The following is a 22108-nucleotide window of genomic DNA, read 5'->3' as shown; positions in this document are numbered from 1 at the left end:
GTTTACCCCAGTTGGGGTGAACCGCGCGCACAGGGCGCGAAGCGCCGTCAGCCCAGCAACTCCTTGATGTCCTCGGCCGACAGCCCGGCGTTGAACGCCCCGCCCTCGTCCACCACGGAGGTGAACAGCTCCGACTTGCGGGCCTGCAGCGCCAGCACCTTCTCCTCGATGGTGTCCTTCGCGATCAGCCGGTACACCATGACGTTCCGGGTCTGCCCGATCCGGTGGGTGCGGTCCACGGCCTGCGCCTCGGACGCCGGGTTCCACCACGGGTCGAGCAGGAAGCAGTAGTCGGCCTCGGTGAGGTTGAGGCCGAAGCCGCCGGCCTTGAGGCTGATCAGGAACACCGGCGCGTCCCCGGTCTTGAACTCGCCCAACACCTTCGCGCGGTCGCGGGTGCGGCCGTCGAGGTAGGTGTAGCCGACACCCTCGGCGTCGAGGCGCTGACGCACCCGGTCCAGGAAGCCGGTGAACTGGCTGAACACCAGCGCCCGGTGCCCGCCGTCGATCACGTCCTCGAGCTGCTCGAGCAGCGCGTCGACCTTCGCCGACCCGACCGACGCGTGCTTCTCGTCGACCAGCGCCGCGTCCAGGCACAGCCGGCGCAGCAGCGTCAGCGACTGCAGGATGGTGAACCGGTTGGCGTCCACGTCCTCGACCAACCCGAGGATCTTCTGCCGTTCGCGCTGCAACTGCGTGTCGTAGAGCTTGCGGTGCCGGGGCGTGAGCTCCACCTCGAGCACCTGCTCCTGCTTGGCGGGCAGGTCGGTGGCCACCTGTTCCTTGGTGCGCCGCAGGATCAGCGGCCGGATCCGCCGCTTCAGCTGCGCGAGCAGCTCGCTGTCGCCGCCGGACTCGATCGGCTTGCGGTAGAACTCGCCGAACCTCGTCGGGCTCGGGAACAGACCGGGCGCGCTGATCGACAGCAGCGACCACAGCTCCATCAGGTTGTTCTCCATCGGGGTGCCGGTGATCGCGATCTTCGTCGGCGCGTCGATCCGCCGCATGCACTGGTACGCCTTGGAGCGGTGGTTCTTGACGAACTGCGCCTCGTCGAGCAGCAGCATCGACCACCGGTGCGCCGCGTACTCCTCGTCGTCGAGCCGGGCGAGAGTGTACGAGGTGACCACCACGTCCGCGCCCTCGATCGACTCCGCCAGCGCCGCACCGCGTTTGGTACCGGTCTCGGACACCGCGACCACCCGCAGGTGCGGGGCGAACCGCGCCGCCTCCGCCGCCCAGTTCGCCACCACCGACGTCGGCGCGACGATCAGCACCGGCGGGTCGGCCGGATTGACTTGGCGCGCATGGCAGATCAGCGCCAGCGACTGCACGGTCTTGCCGAGGCCCATGTCGTCGGCGAGGATGCCGCCGAGCCGGTTGGTCCACAGGAACGCCAGCCAGCGGAACCCGTCGAGCTGGTACGGCCGCAGCGTCGCCCGCAGCGACGCCGGCGCCTCCAGCCGCGACGCCGTCGTCACGTCCAGCAGCCCCTGCACCTGCTCGCGCCACCGGGCGGCCTGCTTCTCCACCACCCCGAGCGCGGCCAGCTCCTCCCACATGCCCGCCTGGAACCGGCTCAGCCGCAACCGGTCCGGGTCCTGCTCGTGCAGGTCGCGGGCCTCGGTGATCAGCTCCCGCAGCCGCTGCAGCTCCGGCCGGTCCAGCGACACGTACGCGCCGTCCGGCAGCAGCAGGTGGGATTCGCCGGCGGTCAGCGCCGCGAACAGGTCCCGGAACGGCACCGGCCGGTCCTCGACGCGGACGGCGATCGACAGGTCGAACCAGTCGCCGTCGTCGGTGGACTCGGTGCCGACCCCGATCTGCACGCTCTCGCCGGCGTCCCGGTAGTCGGCGGCGGTGCCCTCGACGCGGACCTCGACGTCGTCGCGTCCGCGCAGCAGCGGCAGCAGTTCGGTGCTCACCCGCGCGGTGTCGAGGCCGTCGAGGCTCACCCGCGCCAGCACCGCCCCGCCGGCGCGCAGCCCGTACGCCTCGAGCGGCGCGTCCAGCCCGGCCAGCACCGCGTGCTCGCGCTCGACGTCGCGGAACGACTCGCCGCCGTCGGGTCGCAGTTCCACCGTGTGCTCGGTGGCGCCGACGGTGTAGCGGAACTGCCAGTGCAGTTGGGCCCGGTGTCCCGTCCGGTACGCGACGGTGAGCAGCAGGTGCGGGCCGTCGATCGTCGGCGCGGTGAACGAGTCGGCCACCGACCGGACGGTCGCCGCGCGCCGCAGCCGCGGGTAGTAGGCGGTGGCGAACCGGTCGGCGTCGGCGGCGGGGACGGTGATCGACGCGTTCGCGGCGACCAGTTCCTGCATCGCGGGCGGGGCGGCGCCGGACAGTCGGGCGAGCCGGAACGGCCACACGCTCGGGGTGGACGCGGTCGTGTCGCCGGGGCGCAGGTAGAGCACGCCGTGCGCGTCCGAGCCGAAGAAGCCGAGCACGACCACCGGCAGCTCGGAGTCGTCGACGCGCACGGTCGGGGTGACCTCGAGCCCGCCCGCGGACTCGTCGATGTCCACGCACAGCTCGGCGGTGCCGGGCCGGGGGACCGTCCCGAGCGCGGGACGGGGGTACAGCAGCTCGATGCCGGCGTCGACCGCCTCGTCGAGCAGTGTCCACAGTCGCGGGTTGGCGACGGTGGTGAGGTCGAGGTCCTTCTCGACGGACCCGTAGACCCGCCGGCCACGCGGCGCACCCTGGTGCATCGAGTGCAGTTCGATGAGCAGGTCGCGGTGCCGGGGATCGACGTCGTGCATCGACGGCAGACCCGACCAGGTCATGTTCGCGTTCACCCAGCCGGCGCGGCCGGGCCGGGCCAGTCGGGCGCTCAGCCGCCAGAACTGCGACCGCGGTCCGGGGGTGAGCGTCAGCTGCAGCGCCAGCGGGACCGCTCCGGCGGGGCGGTCCGCCGTCCCGAGCGCCGCGTCGAGCAGGTCCTCCCAGGACGGGGGCGCCGCGTCGGCCACCGACTCCGAGTGCTCGAGCAGTGCGACCGTCACCGCGACCGCGTGCTTGCAGTTCAGCCGGACCGGGCAGCTGCACTCGCCGCGAGTGAACTCGAGCCGATCGGTGTGCGGCCGGAACAGCACGCTCGTCCGGTACAGGTCGGTGCCGTCCACCAGCCCGACCGCCCGGTGCTCGTCGGCGATCCAGTCCAGTTCGAGCACCGAACCGGCGCGGGCGTAGCGCACGCCGCGGTCGTAGGTGGTCCGGCCGACGGCCCGCACCAGGGTGGTCAGGGTGTGGTCGCGGTCGGCGGGCGAAAGCATGGGTCGACGGTAGTCGGTGGCGGTGACGGTGTTCGACCGCCGCGGTGTCGGCGGCCGCTGCTAGCGTCGCCGGGGGATCGACGAGGGGGACTGGGGTGTCGGTGACGGGGGAACCGGGCGCGGGCGAGCGGACGTGGTGGCCGCAGGACTTGCGGTGGGGCTGCGTTCTGGTCGCCGGGTTCATGGCGGCGATGGCGCTGCTCGGTGTGTGGATGGCGGTCGAGGCCGGCCGGTCCGGCGATCTGGCCGTCTACGCGGTGAGCCTCGCGATGGTGGTGCTGTCCGGCGGTTGCGCCGCTACCTACGTGCGCGTCGCGGGACTGCGCTATCTGCGGTTGTCGAGTCGGATCACGCCGCGCCGCGACGAGAGTCGCGGGCCGGGCCTCGAGATCCCGACCAGCCGCTACCGGTGGCCGATCGTCGTGTTTTTCGGCGCAGTGGCGGTGCTCGGGCTGGTGTTGTGCGCGGCCGCGTTCGCACGGCGCGGCACGTCACCTGATCCGCTGGTCCCGGACAACGGGTTCGACGCACTGTGGCTCGGGGCCGCCGGTGCGATGGGACTGCTGGTGGCGTTGGCGGTGGTCGGGTTCGGCGACGAGACCGTACTGACGGTGCATCGTGGCGGTGTCCGCCGGCGCACCCGAGTCCGAAAGCTGTTCTGGGGCAGGACTGTCGACGCATTCGTGCCGTGGGAGGAGATCGTGGAGTTCGTGCCGGACGAACTGGTGGTCGGGTCGACCCTGGAGGTGCGCAACCCGGTGATTCGGATCCGCACGCGGACCCCGCGCCCGTTGTCGGAGCGGCTGCCCTACGACAGCGACGACGAGACGACGGTGATGGCGTACTTCCTCGTCACCGAACCGAACGCGCTGATGGACCTGCTGCGCACGCTCCGGGACAACCCGGAACGACGCGAGCTCCTCGACAGCCCACAGGTGTGCGAGCTGCTGCGGCCGCCGCCGCTGGGTGAGCGGTTCCGGGTCGCGCGGCGGATGCGACGCGGGGCCAAGGCCGCGCGGCGCAACGCTCCGATCAGGCGGGACGTGGTGGCGCCAGCGCGGCGAACTGATTCTCACTCGTAGATCGGGGCCGGAGTTCGATCCTTACACCGGGACGCAGGCGCACGATTGGTGGATGCGGATCACGAGCAAGGGGCAGGTGACCATCCCGAAGCACCTGCGCGACAAGTACGGCCTGGTGCCCGAGACCGAGGTCGACTTCGAGGAGTGTGACGGCGTCGTCACCTTTGTCCGGGCGGACAGCCCGCGCCTCGATCGACGCGACCGCGCGGTGGCAGCGCTCCGTGGTTCCGGCAACAGGAGGTTGTCGACCGACGAACTGCTCCGGTTGACCAGAGAAGACTGACGCGCACCTCGCCAGTAGGGATTCCTGATCGACAGGGCGCTGCGGCTGCACCTCGGCCTGTGAGGGAGTTCGCCCGACTCAGCCGATCGCGACCGGGTGGTAGTACAGCGCGGTGTCGGTCTCCTCGACCCGGACGTCGACGGTGTCGCCGACCTCGAGGTAGTCGTTGACGTTGATCCGGGCGCTCGACCCGACGACCCGGCGGACCGACCGCGCCGGGATCAGCCCCTGCCTGCCGTCCGCGCCGACGGCGAGGGCGTACCTCGGGCCGGTGCGAGTGATCCGGGCGTAGACCGTCGGCTCGTCCGACCCGTTCGACGGCGTCCCGTCCGGGCCGGCGTCGAGTTCCGCGGTCTGCCGGTCGAGTTCGGCGGCGAGTAGGTCGGCCATGGTGTCGACGCTGTCCAGGAGTTCGGCCATCTTGCGGGCCACGTCCCGGTGGAACTCGTTCGGCTTCAAGGCTTTACCGGGCTTGTACATGTCCTCGTGGGTGAGCTCGCCCCACGCATCCTGCAGCAGGGTCTTCACCTGCACCTCGACCTTGACACTCAGGTCGCCCGCGTGGGTGGCGACCTTGACCAGCAGGATCGCGTGGTATGCCCGGTACCCGCTGTCCTTGGGGTGGGTCACGTAGTCGTTCGGCGGCACCGCGAGTCGCACCGAGCAGGTCGGCGAGGTGCACGCCTCGTTCAGCTTCTCGGTGAACGCGGCGAGGTCGCGCGGCGTCTTGCAGAGGACCTTGATGCCGATCAGGTCGTGCAGCGACTCCGCGATGGCGTCGGGGGTGGTGGGGCGCTTGATCTTTCCCTCGGCGACCTGGCGGCGGATCTTGTCCGCGGTGCGGTCGCGGTCCTTGATGCGCGCGGTCTGGGCGTTGAGACGGTCGCGGTCGAGGTCCTCGAGCACGTCGTCGGCGAGCGTCTCGAGGAACGTCTGGGCGGTGACGAGCGCGGCTGCCCAGGCGCGTTCGCGTTGGTCGTAGAGCTCGTTGACCAGGGTGGCGACGTTGTCCGCCTTCTTCTTGGTCGCCATGATCGCGATCGGGGCTCCTCGTCGGGTCTTCAGGTGTGTGGGTGGGCGCCGGTCAGTTCGGCTCGTCGAACAGCGTCTGCTCCCCGGGATCGCTGAACAGTTCCATCTGCCGCAGCGGCTGCGGCGCGGGCGGCGGGAGGGTCAGTTCGCCGTGGTCGACCTCCATCGGCGCCGGGTCCGGCTCGGAGAGGCCCTCGAGGTGCCCGCCGAACCGGTCCGCGAACGCGTCGTCGACGGTCCGGACGAATGCGAACAGTTGCTCGAGCATGTCGATCAGGTGTTGCGGGACATACGGATTCGCGAGCACCGCCGCCCACACCTCGACCCGGTCCGTCGTCAGGGTGAACTTCAGGTGCGGCCACCGCCGGTTCAGGTCGGCGATCAGTTCGCTCGCCCGGGTGCGGTCGCTGACGTCGCGCACCAGCGGCACCCGGACCTGCACCTCGCCGCCGTCGAGGTGCGGTCCGACGAACCCGACCACGCGGCCGAGCGCGAGCAGGAAGTCGCTGTGCTCGTCGTCGCCGGGCGGCTCGTCGAACAGTCGGGCGAGGGTGAGCGCGACCAGCTGGTAGAGGTGCTCGTCGTCGCGCGGCACCACTGCCGCGCCGGGGTCCAGGGCGAAGGACTCCTCGTCGTCGAGCTCGACCGGGTCGATCGAGAGCGCTTCGATGGTCCCGACCGCCTCGGTCCGCAGGAAGCTCGGGTGCGGCACGCTCCACGTTTCGCGGAAGACCGTGACCGCCATCGCGGCGAGCTGGTCGGCCCAGTTCGCCGGCTTGTCGACGAAGAACGCGGGCGACCCGGCGTCCGGCTCGTCGTCAGGCTGGCGGGTGGGACGGTGCCAGCCCAGCTCGACCAGGCGCTGCTCGTCCGCGGCGGACAGTCGGTGCCGCGGGTCGAGGTACGCGTTCGACGGCACCTCGCAGCGCACCTCACCGGCTCCCCAGGCCAGGAACTGCACACACGGCACGAAGCCCTCGACGGTCGACTCCTCGCCCAGCTCCAGCGCGAGCAGGTCGTCCTCGCGCATCGCGGCGATGATGTCGGCCAACCGCACCTGGAAGTCGGTCCAGGCACGCTCGACGCTGGTGTCGAACCCCTCGAACCCGGCCATGATTCCCCCTCATGTCTCGCGTTGCGTACTGCCGACCTTCCTCGGCATGCCGACAACACCACGCTAGCGCGGACCTCGGACAGATTGCCGGAGGCGGCGCGGACCGTGGAAGACCGGATTTGTGAGACTGCCCGGCGGGGGCTGTTGCTGGTGGTGCCGGTGGGGTTGGAGGGAGCGCGGCTTCGGCGAACGCGCAGGTGACGGGGTGATTCGGGGCGCGACGGGTTGATGGATCGGGTCTCGACGGAACGGGACGCTGTGTGGCTGCGTCTGTTTAGGTGGACCGGTCTGGAATCTGCGAGGGGGTGTCGGGTGCGGAAAGCGGTCGGGGTTGTCGGCGTGGTCGGCGCAGCGTTGTTGGTGGCGGGGTGCGGATCGGGGTCGGTGGACGGCAAGGCAGACGCGGTCGGGGCGGCGGCGGGGGAGCCGGTGTTCAGTCCGTGTGACGACATTCCGGGTGATGCGTTGGCCGCGATTGGCCTGGATCCCACGACGGCGACACGTGACATTGCCGGGGTCAAGCAGCCGGGGTGGAACATCTGCAAGTGGCGAGGAGCGAGCCCGGCGTTGAGCGTCTTGGCAACTTCCCACACCCTTGACGACGTGCGCGACAACAGGAAGAACACAGAGTTCTCTCCGGTCGATATCTCTGGTCGGACCGCGTTCTCATATCGGGAAAATACGGACCAAGCCCGACGAAACTGCGATGTTGCGATCGGCGCAAGTGGTGGTGCGGTACTGATTGCGGTTTCTTACCTCGGTACTGACCCAGTGGTCAAGGACCCATGTGTTGTAGCTGTTGAGCGGACACGCGCGCTTGCCGCGTACATCCCGGAATAGGGACCGGTCATGTTCAGATGTCGGAGGGGTTGCTCATGAGCGAAGCGGATTCAAATTGGGATCGTCTCGGCGAATCAGTTCAGGCAGGACAGCTCTACCTCGACCCCAACGTTGCCCAGCAATGCGCTCAGCGCTGCTCCGAGTTCGTCGCCCGCTTGATGGACCTGCAACTAGATGCGCAAGGGCTCACAAAAGTTGACGGTTTCGGCACCCGTCTCCGTTCCGGCGTTGCCCTTGCTGCGAAGTCCGAGAAGAAGGCGGCCGGAGGCGACTATTCGCTCGACCGCGCGATCGCGGACCACATCGAGGTCGTTGAGAAGATGCAGCGCTTGTTCGAGCAGATCGGTGCAAAGTTCATCTCGGTGGAGGAGTCGGGAACCACGCGGATCACAAGTGCCGGCGCGCCTTTGCCGGGGTGACTCCGATGGTGGTTGGAACCAGGTGCGGCACTGCTGCGTCTGTCTGAGTGGATCGGTCTGGATTCTGTGAGGGGGTGGCGGGTGCGCGTGCAGGTGATGGTCGGCGTGGTCGGTGCCGCCTTGCTGCTGGCGGGGTGCGGGTCGGGAGCGGTCGACGGCAAGGCTGACGCGGTCGGGGCGGCGGCGGGGGAGCCGGTGTTCAGTCCGTGTGACGACATTCCTGATGATGCGTTGCAGGCGGTGGGTGTCGATCCGGCCACTGCGTCGCGCGACATCCAAGGCGTCAAGCAGCCGGGTTGGAATATCTGCGGGTGGAGGGGACAGGGCTACACCTTGTCGGTATTCGCGACGACCAGGACCTTCGAGGAAGTCCGCTTGAACCCACGGAACACGAACTTCGAGGCAGTGCAGGTCGGAAGTCGCGAGGCGGTGTCGTACCAGGAAGTAGGCGACCACAGGGCGGAGCTTTGCGACATCGCGCTTCGCACTGAAACCGGCGCAGTGCTTGTCAGGGCAATCCTCAACACAGCGGATTCGACATCCGAAGATCGCTGCGCGATAGCGCTGCGATCGGCGCGTGGGTTGGAGCCATATGTTCCCCGGTGACCCAACTTTCAATGGATCCGCCATCACGGATGGGGGTTCGAATGACTGACAACGCGCCATCGCAATGGAACTCGCTCGCGGCGAGCGCTGCATCAGGTCAACTTCACTTGAATCGAGGCGTTGCTCGCCAGTGCGCGCAGCGTTGTTCCGCCTTTTTGATCGAGTTGGTGGAGATCAAGAGGAACGCAATGGGATTGGCCAGCATCGATGGCTTCGGAACCCAACTCAAATCCGGAGTCGCCCTCGCCGCCAAGTTCGAGAAGAAGGCTGCCAACGGCGACTACTCGCTCGACCAGGCAATCGCGGACCACATCAAGGTGGTCGAGCAGATGCAGCACGTGTTCGAAGAGATCGAAGCCAGGTACGCGGCCTCGGACGCCGCTGCGGCGCGCGGGATCGACAGCGCCGGCGCCACGATGAGGGGGAACTGACATGGGATTTCCGAGCCTCGACGACCTGAAGGACAACCTCGTCCGGCTCGGCGCCGACGTCACCGAACTGGCCCGCCACCCCGGCAACAAGATGATCGACATCGTGTCGGGCTACGACCTGAGCGAGCGCAGCCGCCTCCGGAACGAGCAGGAAGCGGGCAACTCCGAACGCTCCGACATCTACGGCACCCAGTCGGACCTCGGCGGTCGATTCGGCGGCCGGTACGACCCGCCGGCGATCACCACCGCGGACAGCTTCGACTCGATGTCGCACGCCGAGATCACGGCGGCGGTCGACGAGATGGCTGTGGGGCCGATTCAGGCGAGCGCGCAGGGCTGGACCCAGATCGGCAACTCGCTCGAGCAGGCACTCACCAAGTTCCAGACCGACATCACGACGCAGATCGGCGCCGGCTGGGAGGGCGACGGCGCCGAGGCGGCCAGGGAGGCGACCGCCAAGTACGCCACCGCGTCGAACGAACTGGCGGTCGCGGGTCAGCTGATCGGTAGCAAGGTCGCCGAGGCCGCGACCGGCATCGCCCAGGTCAAGGCGACCGTGCCGCCCGTCGCGCAGGGCTCGATCCTCGAGGCCGCCTTCAATGCGGTCCTCCCGCAGGCCGGCATGATCAAGTCGCTGCTGCACGAACGGGACGAGGCGCATCAGCAGGCGATTCAGGTGATGAAGACCGTGTACACCCCCGTGATGAGGCAGGCCGACACGAACGTGCCCGCACTGCCGACCCCGCTCGACGTCACGAACGGAACCGGCCAGTCGACACCGTTCCCGGAGCCGGGCGCCGACATCGGCGGTGGCACCGGAGACGGTTCCGCGTGGAACCCGTCCGGCCCCACCGGCTTCGGGGCGCACAGCCCCGACTCGACCGGCAGCGCGCCGACGACCACCCACGGCGCGCCCGGCGACCCGACCACCACCGACGCCGCCACCAACCGGGCCGGCGAGAACGGCGCGAACGCGACTTCCGCGTCGAACCCGAACGCGAATTCGACTCTCGCGCAGACCGATCCGACCTCCGCCTGGACCAGACCCGCAGCCGCGTCCGCCGACGGCGCGGGACCCGGCGCGGGATTCGCGGGCGGCTACGCCCCGAGTGCCGGACCGGCCGCGGGCGGCTACACGGGATCACACGGCGGCACAGGAACGGGCACCGGCTCCGGATACGGCGGCGGCGGCGGCGGCGCAGGCTCGTCCGGATTCGGTGGGGGATCGGCCGGCCTCGGCGGCGGGGTCCCCGGCGGAATGGTGGGCGGCGGGATCTCGGGCGCGCCCGCGTCGGCCGGAACCGGCGCGTCGATCGGGGCCGCGGCCGCGGGCAAGCCCGGCGCACCCGGTGCGGGCATGATGCCCGGCGCGGGCGCCCGTGGCCGGGGCGACGAGGACACCGAGCACAAGACACCCGGTTACCTGATCAACGTGGACAACGGCAACGAGATCGTCGGCAGCCTGCCGAAGGTCGCGCCGCCGGTGCTCGGGGCCTGACCTATTTGAGGATCGCGCCCGGGTTCAGGATTCCGTCGGGGTCGAGCGCGGTCTTGATCCGCCGGGTCAACTCCATCACGTCCTCGCCCAACTGATTCGGCAGCCAGTCGCGCTTGAGCCGGCCGACGCCGTGCTCACCGGTGATCGTCCCGCCCAGCGCGACCGCCAGGTCCATCACCCGGCCGAACGCCAGGTGCGCCCGATCGACCTCGCCGGGATCGGTGGGGTCGAACACGATCAGCGGGTGGGTGTTGCCGTCGCCGGCGTGCGCGACCACACAGATCAGCACGTCGCAGTCGCCGGCGATCTCCTCGACGCCGGTGATGAGTCGCGGCAGCGCGTCCATCGGCACCCCGACGTCCTCGAGCAGCAGGGTGCCCAGCGCCTGCACCGCCGGGAACACCGCCCTTCGTGCCGCCGTGAACGCCTCGCCCTCCTCGGGATCGTCGGTGGCGAACACCTCTGTCGCACCGTGACTTTCGCAGGCCGCGACCATCGTCGCGATCTCCGCCGCGGCGGCCGCCCCGGGCGCGTCGGACTGCGCGAGCAGCAGCGCGCGGGCGTTGCGGTTCAGGCCCATCCGCACCGAGTCCTCGACCGCGTTGATGCTGGCCTGGTCCATGAACTCGAGCATCGCCGGCCGCATCGTGCGGGTGATCGCGAGCACCGCGTCGGCGGCGTCCTGCACCGATTCGAAGGACGCGACCAGCGTCGACGCCGGCGACTGCGCGGGGATCAGCCGCAGCGTGATCTCCGTGATGACGCCGAGGGTGCCCTCGCTGCCGACGAACAGCTTGGTCAGGGACAGTCCCGCGACGTCCTTGAGGCGTGGTCCACCCAGCCGCACCGCGGTGCCGTCGGCCAGCACCACCTGCAGGCCGAGCACGTAGTCGGTGGTGACGCCGTACTTCACACAGCACAGCCCGCCCGCGTTGGTCGCCGCGTTGCCACCGATCGAGCAGATCTCGAACGACGACGGGTCCGGCGGATACCAGAGGCCGTGCTCGGCGACCGCCCGCTTGACCGCGGCGTTGAGCAGTCCGGGCTGGACCACCGCGACGCGGGTGACCGGGTCGACGGTGATGGCGCGCATCTTCTCGGTGGTGAGCACGATGCCGCCGTCCACCGCGGACGACCCGCCCGACAGTCCCGATCCGGCGCCGCGCGGGACCACCGGTACGCGATGCGCGGTGGCCCACCGCATCACCGCCTGCACGTCCTCGGTGCAGGTCGCCCGGACCACCGCGAGCGGGGTGCCCGCGTTCGGGTCGGCGGCCCAGTCCTGGCGGTAGCCGGCGGTGACGTCCGGGTCGGTGAGCAGCGCGCCGTCGGGGAGGGTGGCAGCGAGCGCGGTGAGGTCGGCGGTCATGGCACCATCCTTCGCCGGTCCACCGTCGATAGTCACGCGGCGCGCGGGGTAGAAGCGTCCCGCACTCCCGCTCGGGGCGCATCCGAGCGTCCGGCAAACGTGCCGCTGCGCCGAGGCCGCAGTCCGGGACGCGCACGGTGTCGACTTGGTCACAATGTGGTTCTTGAGCTGCAGGTAGTCGGAACTTTACTAAGTCGTGACCTGAGTATTTCCCTGGGCATGGTTTACAGTTACCGCGCCGCTACCCATTGGTGGCGCACATCGCTGCTCCGATGCACGAATTCCGGGGTGGGCCCTACGGGGTGAATTTGTCAAACGAACTCAGGATGGTTTGAGTGAGAAGTCAGTCGAAACGACCCTGGTTGTCGCGCGTCCGCGCGGGGATCGCAGTAGTGGGCGCGATGGCCCTGGTGAGCGCGGGTGGGGCGGGCGTCGCCTTCGCCCAGCCGGCCCAGCCTGCCCAGCCGACCACCACTACGGCACCGGCCACGACCACGGCACCGGCCGCGACCACGAAGCCTGCTGTGAAGGCCGCGGCAGGCAGCTTCACCGCACCGGTGTGTGAGGCGACCGCGTGGACGCCCCTCGCGGGACAGCTGACCCTCATCGGGACGCGGTTGGAGAGCTACAACGCAGGCAACGTTGTGCCGCTGTACGGCAACCTGCCCGAGGACGACATCACCATCCAGTACCCGCCGATCTGCGGTGTCCGCATGGTGGACGGCAAGCCGGTCGCCGAGTGGATGTACTGCACCGACGCGGAGAAGGGCACCTGTGCCGGGGTCGCGACAGAGGGCTGGACGAACCCAATGACCGGTGAGCCCGTCGAGCCGGGCACGCAGCTCAACGACTATGGCGAGCCGGTCGGCCCGACGTTGCCGAAGAAGGGCAACGAGAAGCTTTCGGCCGACCAGGAGAAGATCATCAGCTTCCTCCTGCTGAACGGCGTCGAGTGGCCGCACACCTACCCGGACAACGGCGGCACTTCGACCTGGACCAACAACTCGTCGCAGGCCAACCGCAACGCGCTGCAGGACGCGGTCTGGTGCATCTCGGACTACGGCGTCGGCGACGCCGCGTTGTGCGACAAGCTGATCGGCAAGGAGAAGCAGAAGGAGATCCTCGCCTCGATGCCCGACGAGAAGGTGGTGCTCGAGCTCCAGCGCACCGACCCGACTCCCGGCGACGAACTCCCGGTCGGTGACACGGCGAAGTTCACCCTGACGACCAACCTGTACGACCAGGAACTCGACCTGACCCTGCCGCCGAACGCGACTGTCACACTGTGCGGGGGCGACGCCGTCATCACTGGCGACAAGATCGTCGTGAAGGGCTCGGGTGCGGCGGGTACCAAGGTCACGCTGTGCGTCACCTCGGACACGGACGGCCGGGTGGACCTTTCCGTCGCGGGCACCGGCTCGCCGGTGCAGAACATCCACTGGAACCAGGCCAACTCTGATGTCGAGCACCCGGGCGAGCCCCGTCGTGAGTGCCAGGTCTTCGCGACCTTCGACACCACCTCGTCCAAGCTGAAGGCCACCGCGCACGCCGTCTTCGTCGACGACGAGGGCACCGGCTCGCTCGGCAGCACTGGAAGCCTCGGCGGACTCGGGAGCCTCGGTGGCCTCGGCAGCCTCGGCACCGGCAGCGCACTCGGCAGCCTCGGTGCGGGTCTGGGCAGCGCCGGTCTGGGTAGCGCCGCGCTCGGCAGCAGCGACCTCGGCAGCAACGGCGAGGGCAGCAACGGATCCGGCAGCAACGGCGGCTCGACCGGTTCGACCGGCCCGAGCACCCCGACGAAGCCGACGACTCCGCCGAGCACGACGACTCCGACCACGCCGGCGCAGCCGAGCACGACGACTCCGAGCACTCCGGCGCAGCCGAGTACCACCCCGCAGACCACGGCCCCCGGCAACGGCGGCCAGCAGGGTGAGCGCCCGCATGCCATCGACGGCGGCGAGGCCGGTCTCGGTTTCAACACCCAGACCGGCATCGGCCTGGCGCTGGTGTTGCTGGTGGTCGGCGGTGCCGGGGCGGTCCTGGCCGTGCGCCGGCTGCGCGGATAGGCCGAGCCACGGCTGGGCGGCTAGCCTGACCTGAGATCGACGAAACGCCCGGTCCGGGAGTCCCCCGGGCCGGGCGTTTCACGTGGATGACGACGAGCGCGGAGAACGGACGGGTATGACGGGCACGGGACGGCATCGGCGGCGACCACGCCGCGTCTGGGCGCTCGCGGGTCTGATGCTGGCGCTGGTCGTGCTGGTGGCGGGCGGCGTGATGCTGTCGGGCGCCCCGCAGGCGCCGAAGTCTGTGGATCCGAATCCGCCGAGCGTGTCCGCCTCCGATCCGGCGGCGTCGCCCGCCCCGGACCAACCCGATGTCGCGGCGATGGCACCGCGCATCCTGTCCATGCCGAGGATCGGCATTTCGGCGCCGATCGGTGTGTCGACGGTGCCGGGCGGAGTGCTCACTCCGCCGAACGACGTGAAGACGGTCGGCATCTGGCGCGACGGTGCGGCACTCGCCGCTGACCAGGGCACCACCCTGCTGGCAGGGCACGTGAACATGATCGGCCAGGGCAACGGTGCCCTGTTCAACCTGGCGCTGATGCGGCCCGGCGACATCATTCACACCTCGGACGACGCCGGCCGGACCACCGTGTGGCGGGTGACCCGGGTCGTCGAGCGACCCAAGGCCGACGGCGTCGAGGAGAGCGTGCTCGACGGTCCGACCGGGCCGCGCAGGCTCGCGGTGGTCACCTGCGGCGGCGAACTCACCTACGACAACGGCGTCGGCGACTACGCGGACAACATCTACCTGTACGCCGACGCCGTGGCGTGAGGGCTAACTTGTCGCCCGCTGCTCCACCAGCAACTCCACCATCCGCTCGATCAACTCGTACGGCACCGGCTTGCCGAGCGGGAACTTCGCCGTCCCCGGGCCCGACCGGTACGGAGCCAACTCCCGCTCGAACTCCGGATCGCCTGCGGGCAGCGGGTACACGCTCACGTGGTGCTTCCAGCCCGCGAAGTACACGAGGTGCTTCCCGTCCAGCGTCGCGGTGGGAATGTCGTAACTGATCTTCTCGGTCGCCTCGGGAACCGTCCTGTGGATCGCCGCCCGGATCTGCTCGAGGATCGCGCGCACGTCGTCGGGGAAGGACGCTATGTACTCGTCCACGGTCACGAATTTCTCTGCCACGAGCCACCTCTCGTCGATGCGGGTGGTCAGCCCGCGACCACCGCCGTCACTTCGAGTTGATGCACTCCGGGCTGGGTGCAGCCGGTGCCGCTGTGCGGCAGGAACAGTGCGTCGAACGCGTTCGGCGGGAACACCCGCAGCCCGCCGACGGCGCCGGGGACGCAGTCGCTGGACGGATAGTTCAGCACCTGCACGGCCCGCACGTTCGCGGTCGCCTTCGTGCCCGGTGCCAACCGCACCGGACCGGCGCTCGAACCGGCGCGGGTCGCCGCTGCGCCGACCTCGGTGCCGCCCTCGCCGGTCACGTACGAGACACCCGGGAACCCGTCCAGCACGCAGGTACGCGCGCCCTTGTTGGTGAACACCAGCGGGATGATCACCGAACCTGCCGCGCCCTCGGACTGGCCCGCGGTCAGCGTCAGTTCCGTTGCGGTGCAGGCATTCGGGTCCGCGGCGGGACGGTCGGTCGCGGTGGATGCCGCGTTACCCGTGGACTCGCCCGCGCCGGTGGGTCCGCCGCCGGTGGCCTCGGGGGCGGTCTCGGACACCGCGGGCGGCGCCGCGGTGACGCCGGCCGTGTCGTTCGAGGTGCCCGAGCTGCACCCCGCCGCCGCCAGCGCGAGGGCAGCGGCGAACACCGCCGCGGCTGCGCGAGTACCGATCACGGCCCTGCCTCCTTCTGCTGCCCGACCCGGTCGGGTCCGAACCTACCCCGGTTCAGCGGTGCCCGGCGTGCAGGCAGGCCTCGAACATCGCGTGCACCTCGCGCACGTGCTTGTCCAGCTTCCCCGTCGTCCACCCCACCGTCGACACCGGCGGCAGCACCTCGACGTGCACCGTCCCCGGATGTGCGACAAGGGAATTGCGCCACATCAACTCGCCGGCGTCGTGGATGACGATCGGCACGATCGGCACCCCGGCCTGCATGGCGAGGTGGAAGCCGCCCTTCTTGAACCGGCCCAGGCGCGGGGTGGGGGAGCGCGTGCCCTCCGGTGCGATCGCGATCGAGATGCCGGCGCGCAGCTTGTCCACCGCGGGCTCGAGCGCCGCCTTCGCCTTGGTGGTGTCCGACCGGTCGATGTACGCCACGTCCAGCAGCGCCCCGACCGGGATGAACCGCGGATCACGCGCGGCCTCCTTCTTGGCCACCCCGGTCACGTCCCGGCGGATCACGCTGCCGATCACCAGCATGTCCAGCGACGACTGATGATTGAACATGAACACCGCGGGCCGCTCGCTCCACGCGTTCTCACGACCGGCGATCTGCACGGTGATCCCGCAGATGGTCAGCGCCACGTCCGGCCCGACCGTGCCGACCAGGTTGGCGCCCGTCTGGCGACTGCGGGTGAGCAGGCCCGCGGACGCGCCGACCGCGGCGGTCGTCATCAGCGCGCCGATCGCCGCGACGGTGCGGGCCGTGGACAGCGGCGTCGCCCCGCGTTGCGGCTTGCGCAGCGTCACCGACGCCCAGTTCCGCTGCCGGGCGACCCTGGTCAGCCCGCGGTCGGGGTTCAGTGCCACCGGCCGTCCGACCGACTCGAGCATCGGCACGTCCTCGGCGCCGTTGGAGTAGGCGAACGCGTCACCCAGGTCGGCGCCGCGACCGTCCGCGTACGCGGCCAGTGCCTTCGCCTTCTCCGATCCCCACAGCGGTGGCGCCGCGAGTTTGCCGGTGAGCATCCCGTCCTCGACCTCCGGCCGGCTGCACAGCACGTCCGCGATGTCGAGGTCCTCGGCCACGAACTGTGCCTGGTAGGGGGTGGCGGAGGTCGCCATCACCACGGTGTGCCCGGCCCTCCGGTGCGCGGCGAGCAGCCCGCGCGCCTCCGGGTAGATCATCCCCGCGATCTCCTGCCGGAACAGTCGCAGTCCCCACTCGCGCAGTTCGTCGTCCTGACGACCGGCAAGCGCCTGCACCCCGATCTGCATCAGCCGGCCGACGTCGGCGCCGCGGAACTGGGTGTCGATGGCGGCGCCGGTGGTGCGCAGCAGCTCCTCCAGGCTGATGTCGAAGCGGCGCAACCGGTCCCGGTAGACGACGCTGGCCGAGTAGCCGGCGATCAGGGTGCCGTCGAGGTCGAACGCGGCCAGCGTGCCCGGCCCGGGCGGGGCCGCCGCGATCGCCCGGTGCAGGTCCTCGACGCTGCTCACGGTCCGGTCTCCTCGGTCCGGGCCGGACCCTCCTGTCGGTCGGGCGGTTCCGCGAGGGTGTCGAGGCGGGCGTGCGCGAGCGCGCGGATGCGCCGCAGCCGCTCGACCGTCTTCCGGATCTCGCGCGCGAACACCTCCCGGCGCGCCGGGAGGTCGGCGTCGTCGGACTCGACCAGGCCGCGGTTTCGCGCCAGCTTGAGCGCGGTCGCGAACAGTTCACCGGAGACCGACTCGCTGCTGGCGATCTGCTGGCGCAGCCGGCGCTGCTGGGCGATGTCGAGGCAGTGCGCGACGAACTTCTCCTCGTCGAACGTCGTGGACACCGGCGCGAGCACCAACTGGTCGGCGACCACCTCGTAGGCCTCGAGGAACGGCTGCAGTACCCGGTGCGCGAGGTACGGCCGGACGCCGGCGAGGATGTTCTCCGCGTACCGCGGGTTGGACAGGTCGTCCTCCCAGGTGGGATCGATCAGGTCGAGTTCGGTGCGCAGTTCCCGTTCGAAGGTGTCCCGGTCGCTGAAGAAGAACTCGAACTTGAGCAGGTCCCGCATGCGCTTGGCCTCGGCCCAGCCGTCCGCGATCGGATCGGTGAACCGCTCCTCGACGGCGGCGCGCAACACGAGTTCGGCGATGGCGCGCACCACCAGGAAGTGAATGCTGGTGTTGCGGTAGAAGGCGGCAACGAGATGCTGGTCCTTGCCCAGGTAGTACACCCGATCGTCGCCCTTGTCGTACCGGCGCAGCACCCCCGAATCCACGTGCGTGAACAGCGCGGTGCGGATCACCTGCGGGTTCATCAGGTCGACGTCGCCCGCGGTGGGCAGCTTTCGCGCGACGATGTAGTCGACCAGCGGCCCCAGGATGTAGCCGAGTTCAGCGACGGTCAACGCGCGGTCCTCGATGCCGAGGAACGCGAGCATCACCAGCGACGACGCCGTCACCGGGGTGACCTCGTTGATCCGGTGACACACCTCGAAGGCCGTCTTCTGGATCGCCAGCCGCGGATCCTCCTCCTGGCTCAGCGATTCCGCGAGTGAGAGCGGTCGCCCGATCGTCACGTGCGCGACGCCGGTGCGCTGCCCCTGTGCCCGGACGTAGCCGACGAGCCAGCGCAGGCCCTCCTTCCGCTTCGGGGCCCCGTGCGCCTCCGCCGCCATTGCGCCCACCTCGTAGAGCTGGTCGTAGGTCAGCGACACCGGCACCAGGTACACGTCGGAGACCACCGACGCCTTGAAGGCCTTGGTCAGGTAGGTGAGCATGCCGAACCGCGGCGGGCGGAGCTTGCCGGTGCGGCTGCGGCCGCCCTCGATGTACCACTCCAGGTTGAACCGTTTGGTCAGCAGGTAGCGGATGTACTCGCGCAGCGTCCACTTGTACACCTCGTCGTCGCCGAACTTGCGGCGGATGAACACCGTGCCGCTGCGTTTGCTGATCGGCCCGATCGGCCAGAAGCTGACGTTGAGGCCGCCCATCACGTGGTTGAGCGGGAGGTCATTGGCTACCAGGGCGGGCCGCAGGACCAGCGGGTCGAGGTAGGAGCGGTGACTGGGCAGGAACACCAGCGAGTGCTGGCGGTTCAGCTCGCGCAGTTCCTCGAACCGCGAGGTGTCCACGTCCAGGCGATATGCGCGGGAGAAGTAGCGCCCCAACCGATCCCACAGTGCGACGGCCCGCCGGCTCTGGGTCGCGACCAGCTCGCCCAGCGCCCCGCGGGACCGCGCGTCCACCTCGCTGACGCTGAGGTTGAGCCGGTCGGCCAGGTCCCGCACGCCGGAGTGGAAGCGCGTCGAGTCGGTGATCTCGTCGACGACGAACCTCGACACCTTGTACTGCGTGCCGAGCAGTCCGCGCTCGGCACGCTCCAACGTCAGCGCCGCCTGCCTGCGGATGAACTCCGGCAGGGACCCGCCACCGGAATCGGCGAGCCGCCGCTCGAGGTCGCTCAGGGGCGCGGGCTCGCCGGCGATGACCCGGCAGCGCTCCGGGTCGCTGCGCAGCACCCGACGCTGCGCGCCGCGGCCGGGATGCAGCGGGTCCCGCGGGGACAGCGCCTCGCGCAGCTTGTGCGGGGTCGTCTCGTCCGGCGACGGCGGCAGCCACACGACGCGCACGGGGGTGAGCAGCGGGTCGTCCTCGCGTCGGGTCAGCGCGGTGAGGCTCTGATCGGTGATGGTGACGGTCGCCGGGGTCCCGCCCGACGCGTCCCTCTGCAGCCGGAGCCAGGTGTGCAGCACGCCCGACTCGGTCTCGGTCATCGACTCGGTGAGATACACCCGTGGCCGTTCCACGTGCGCCGTCATCGCCCTGTTCCCCTCATGACCTACGCCCCTTCCCGTCGTCCGAGTTCGACGATCTCGTCGAGACTTTCCTGCAGGCAGTTCATGAACAGCGCCGGCTTGGTGACCGCGGCCGTGTCCAGGTTGACTCCGATGCAGCAGGTGCCCACGTGCGAGACCAGGGTCGCCATGACCGCGCAGCCCGGCGCCGGACCGAACGGGAACATCCGCTCGATCCGCGCACCCGCCAGGTAGACCGGCACCGGGACCCCGGCGACGTTGCTGGCTTGCAGGTCGAGGCCGGTGGACTGGGAGAGGTACCAGGTCGCGAGCAGTGAGGTGGGCAGCCGCGACAGCAACGGGGCGGCCAGGTCGAGCGCGTCGAGCGCGGGCTCCTCGCGCAGGCCGAGCACGATCGAGCGCACCTTCGCGATCCGCTCGACCGGATCGGTCTCGGTGGCCGGTCCAGCGAAGCGCACGGCCGCGAACCGGTTGCCGCCCGACGGATCCGAGGCCCGGCGCATGTTCACCGGCATGCCCATCGGGATGTCGCCGACCTTCACGCCGAGTTCACGGTGGTAGCGGGCGAACCCGCCGAGCAGCGCCGCGACGTACGCGTCGTTGACCGAACCCCGGGCCGCGTGGGCCGCGGCCTTGAGTTCCGGCAGTCCGACCTCGAGCACCCCGAACCAGCGGCCGAGCCCGCGGCTGCGCAGCATCGGAGAGCCGGTCGCGGGCGGCGGGGTGACGATGCGGCGCAGCGAATTCGCATATCCCACAACCTCGGTCGCGGCACCGACCGGATTGATGGCGGTCGCGACGGCCGCCCGCACCGCGCCGCCGACGAGGTCGCCGATCCGCCCGGGCGCCTTGCGTATCTCCGCGATCATGTCCTGGCGCATGGCGGTCAGCGTCGACAGGTGCTCGGGCGGTGCGGGCAGCCGGTCGGGTTTGTCGGGGGTGGGTTCGGCGCGGCGACTGTGCAGCAGGGTCATCAACCCGATGCCGCCCATGCCGTCGGTCATGCTGTGGTGCGTCTTGACGACGTACACCGCGCGGCCGTCGGGCAGGCCCTCGATGAGCATCGCCGCCCACGGCGGGCGGGCCCTGTCGAACGGCTCGGTGGCCAGGTGCCGGCAGATCCGCAGCGCGTGGTCGAAGTCCGCCGGCTCGGGCAGCCGCATCCGGCGCAGGTGGTAGTCGAGGTCGAACTCCGGATCCACCGACCACACCGGATTGCCGAGACCGAACGCCGGCTCCACCGCCCGCATCCGGATTCGCGGCACGATGTGCGAGGCCCACTCGTGCGCCTGGACCAGCCGGTTCCAGTTCGGCGGGCGGTCCAGGACGTCGACCGCGACGATCGGGGTGCGCAGCTGCGGCTGCGCCTCCTCCATCCGCCACATGCCGGTCTCGAAGTCGGACATGGTGCGGTTCCAGCCCGCCGCGACGGCGGAGAGGTCGACGTCGACCGCGCTCGGTGGAATCAGCGGATCGCCATCGGCCATGGTCGCACTCCCTCGGTGGTCAAGTCCTGCCCGCGGTCGTCGAATTCAGTGTGTACCCGACGGGCCGGGCGCGTCACCGGTTTGGCGGCGCCGGGGTGCCGCGGGCTACTCGGTGACGCCGATGTCCTCGTTCCACAGTTCCGGCTGCTCGGCGACGAAGCTCGCCATCATCTCGATGCACCGCGGGTCGTCGAGCACCGTCACCGCGACCCCGTGGTGGGCGAGCCAGGCGTGCCCGCCGCCGAACGTGACGGCGTCGCCGACGACGAGTGCGCCGATGTTGAACTGGCGGACCAGGCCGCTGCAGTACAGGCACGGCGAGAGGGTGGTGACCATGATCGTCGAGCGGTAGTCGCGCTGGCGGCCGGCGGCGCGGAAGGCCGCGGTCTCCGCGTGCATCGACGGGTCGTCGTCCTGCACGCGCCGGTTGCGTCCGCGCCCGAGCAGGGTGCCGTCGGCGGCGAAGAGTGCGGCGCCGACGGGGATGCCACCCTCGGCGAGTCCGGCCCTGGCCTCGGCGAGTGCGGTCTCGAGCAGGAGGTCGGGGGAGGGAGTGTCCATGACCCACCTTCGGCCCGCCGGCTCGGTGATGTCAACGCCGCCCCGAGTGCGACTGTGCGAGGCGAGGATTCGCGTCGAAATGCGTGGACGGGGCTTCTCGGTTACCGTCGGAGGGACTTCGATCCTTGCCCTGGCGAAAGGATGTCGTCATTCCCCTCTACCAGTTCCGGTGTGCCGCCTGCGGCCCCTTCGACCGGACCTTCCCGATGGCCACCGTTCCCGATGCGGCCGGCTGCCCGACCTGCGCGAGCGCCGCGCGACGCCAGATCACCGGACCCCGGCTCGCTCACGGGGCCACCGCCGCGATGTGCCTGCTCGACGCGACGAAACGCTCCGCGAGCGAACCGGCCGTGGTCACCGGCCCCCGGCCGGGCGTGGTCCGCAACCCGACCCCGACCACCGCGAACCCGCTGCACCGCACGCTGCCGCGACCCTGATCCAGTCCTCGCGTCGATCCGAAAG

21 protein-coding genes are annotated in these 22108 nt (G+C 70.2%); 10 read left to right on the top strand and 11 right to left on the bottom strand.

Annotated elements, in window-relative coordinates:
* Positions 1-47: 47 nt before the first annotated feature.
* A complete protein-coding gene (locus FK531_RS20330) occupies positions 48-3275 on the bottom strand; it encodes a DEAD/DEAH box helicase (RefSeq protein WP_142102708.1) in 3228 nt (1075 codons plus the stop codon).
* A gap of 101 nt (positions 3276-3376) precedes the next feature.
* Here FK531_RS20330 and FK531_RS20325 point away from each other — a divergent pair, with 101 nt between their 5' ends.
* The gene (locus FK531_RS20325; protein WP_142102706.1) at positions 3377-4357 is read left to right on the top strand and encodes a hypothetical protein; all 981 of its coding nucleotides are present in this window, start codon (positions 3377-3379) and stop codon (positions 4355-4357) included.
* 52 nt (positions 4358-4409) lie between these two features.
* Positions 4410-4640: an AbrB/MazE/SpoVT family DNA-binding domain-containing protein gene (locus FK531_RS20320; RefSeq protein ID WP_142102704.1), complete on the top strand. Its 231-nt coding sequence runs from the start codon at positions 4410-4412 to the stop codon at positions 4638-4640.
* Between the two features lie 78 nt (positions 4641-4718).
* Here the strand turns inward: FK531_RS20320 and FK531_RS20315 are convergent, their stop codons facing one another.
* Both FK531_RS20315 and FK531_RS20310 read right to left on the bottom strand, forming a co-directional pair.
* Positions 4719-5672 carry a GTP pyrophosphokinase gene (locus tag FK531_RS20315; protein WP_142102702.1) on the bottom strand — a complete coding sequence of 318 codons (954 nt, stop codon included), beginning with the start codon at positions 5670-5672 and terminating at the stop codon, positions 4719-4721.
* Positions 5673-5724: 52 nt separating this feature from the next.
* Positions 5725-6786, bottom strand: a complete 1062-nt coding sequence (locus FK531_RS20310) for a TY-Chap domain-containing protein (protein WP_142102699.1) — start codon at positions 6784-6786, stop codon at positions 5725-5727.
* Positions 6787-7098: 312 nt separating this feature from the next.
* Here FK531_RS20310 and FK531_RS20305 point away from each other — a divergent pair, with 312 nt between their 5' ends.
* The 5 genes from FK531_RS20305 to FK531_RS20285 all read left to right on the top strand — a co-directional run bounded on the left by FK531_RS20305 (position 7099) and on the right by FK531_RS20285 (position 10580).
* Positions 7099-7626: a DUF3558 domain-containing protein gene (locus tag FK531_RS20305; protein WP_290367640.1), complete on the top strand. Its 528-nt coding sequence runs from the start codon at positions 7099-7101 to the stop codon at positions 7624-7626.
* Between the two features lie 35 nt (positions 7627-7661).
* Positions 7662-8045 (top strand): hypothetical protein, encoded by a 384-nt coding sequence (locus FK531_RS20300; protein WP_142102697.1) that lies wholly within the window; start codon positions 7662-7664, stop codon positions 8043-8045.
* A gap of 81 nt (positions 8046-8126) precedes the next feature.
* The gene (locus FK531_RS20295) at positions 8127-8651 is read left to right on the top strand and encodes a DUF3558 domain-containing protein (RefSeq protein ID WP_142102695.1); all 525 of its coding nucleotides are present in this window, start codon (positions 8127-8129) and stop codon (positions 8649-8651) included.
* Between the two features lie 41 nt (positions 8652-8692).
* A complete protein-coding gene (locus tag FK531_RS20290; RefSeq protein ID WP_142102693.1) occupies positions 8693-9082 on the top strand; it encodes a hypothetical protein in 390 nt (129 codons plus the stop codon).
* A 1-nt stretch (position 9083) separates the two neighbouring features.
* On the top strand, positions 9084-10580 hold the full coding sequence (locus FK531_RS20285) for a WXG100 family type VII secretion target (RefSeq protein WP_142102691.1): 1497 nt from the start codon (positions 9084-9086) through the stop codon (positions 10578-10580).
* Position 10581: 1 nt separating this feature from the next.
* Here FK531_RS20285 and FK531_RS20280 read toward each other — a convergent pair whose 3' ends face one another.
* The gene (locus FK531_RS20280) at positions 10582-11949 is read right to left on the bottom strand and encodes an FAD-binding oxidoreductase (RefSeq protein ID WP_142102689.1); all 1368 of its coding nucleotides are present in this window, start codon (positions 11947-11949) and stop codon (positions 10582-10584) included.
* Positions 11950-12292: 343 nt separating this feature from the next.
* Positions 12293-12499 (bottom strand): hypothetical protein, encoded by a 207-nt coding sequence (locus FK531_RS22505; RefSeq protein WP_181763051.1) that lies wholly within the window; start codon positions 12497-12499, stop codon positions 12293-12295.
* Here FK531_RS22505 and FK531_RS20275 point away from each other — a divergent pair.
* Entirely contained in the window at positions 12474-14015 is a 1542-nt protein-coding gene (locus FK531_RS20275; protein ID WP_181763050.1) for a hypothetical protein, read from the top strand. The two genes, FK531_RS22505 and FK531_RS20275, sit on opposite strands and share 26 nt — an antisense overlap.
* 115 nt (positions 14016-14130) lie before the next feature.
* A complete protein-coding gene (locus FK531_RS20270) occupies positions 14131-14790 on the top strand; it encodes a class F sortase (protein ID WP_246098289.1) in 660 nt (219 codons plus the stop codon).
* Between the two features lie 3 nt (positions 14791-14793).
* Here FK531_RS20270 and FK531_RS20265 read toward each other — a convergent pair whose 3' ends face one another.
* The 6 genes from FK531_RS20265 to FK531_RS20240 form a co-directional block, all read right to left on the bottom strand.
* Positions 14794-15150: an iron chaperone gene (locus FK531_RS20265; protein ID WP_142102686.1), complete on the bottom strand. Its 357-nt coding sequence runs from the start codon at positions 15148-15150 to the stop codon at positions 14794-14796.
* Between the two features lie 26 nt (positions 15151-15176).
* Positions 15177-15815, bottom strand: coding sequence for a DUF4232 domain-containing protein (locus FK531_RS20260; protein ID WP_246098288.1), 639 nt, complete (start codon positions 15813-15815; stop codon positions 15177-15179).
* Positions 15816-15867: 52 nt separating this feature from the next.
* The gene (locus tag FK531_RS20255) at positions 15868-17301 is read right to left on the bottom strand and encodes an HAD-IB family hydrolase (RefSeq protein WP_142102684.1); all 1434 of its coding nucleotides are present in this window, start codon (positions 17299-17301) and stop codon (positions 15868-15870) included.
* Entirely contained in the window at positions 17298-19601 is a 2304-nt protein-coding gene (locus FK531_RS20250) for a glycerol-3-phosphate 1-O-acyltransferase (RefSeq protein ID WP_142102682.1), read from the bottom strand. The genes FK531_RS20255 and FK531_RS20250 overlap by 4 nt, the downstream gene beginning before the upstream one ends.
* Positions 19602-19621: 20 nt before the next feature.
* Positions 19622-21085, bottom strand: a complete 1464-nt coding sequence (locus FK531_RS20245; RefSeq protein WP_142102680.1) for a wax ester/triacylglycerol synthase domain-containing protein — start codon at positions 21083-21085, stop codon at positions 19622-19624.
* Between the two features lie 105 nt (positions 21086-21190).
* Positions 21191-21646, bottom strand: a complete 456-nt coding sequence (locus FK531_RS20240) for a nucleoside deaminase (protein WP_181763049.1) — start codon at positions 21644-21646, stop codon at positions 21191-21193.
* A 125-nt stretch (positions 21647-21771) separates the two neighbouring features.
* On the opposite strand from FK531_RS20240, the gene FK531_RS20235 reads away from it, so the two are divergent.
* The gene (locus tag FK531_RS20235) at positions 21772-22083 is read left to right on the top strand and encodes an FmdB family zinc ribbon protein (RefSeq protein WP_290367639.1); all 312 of its coding nucleotides are present in this window, start codon (positions 21772-21774) and stop codon (positions 22081-22083) included.
* Positions 22084-22108: the final 25 nt, after the last annotated feature.

This window comes from Rhodococcus spelaei, assembly GCF_006704125.1.
Lineage (GTDB): Bacteria > Actinomycetota > Actinomycetes > Mycobacteriales > Mycobacteriaceae > Rhodococcus_G > Rhodococcus_G spelaei.
Note: the sequence above shows the minus strand (reverse complement) of the source record. Positions and strands in the feature narration are given on the sequence as shown.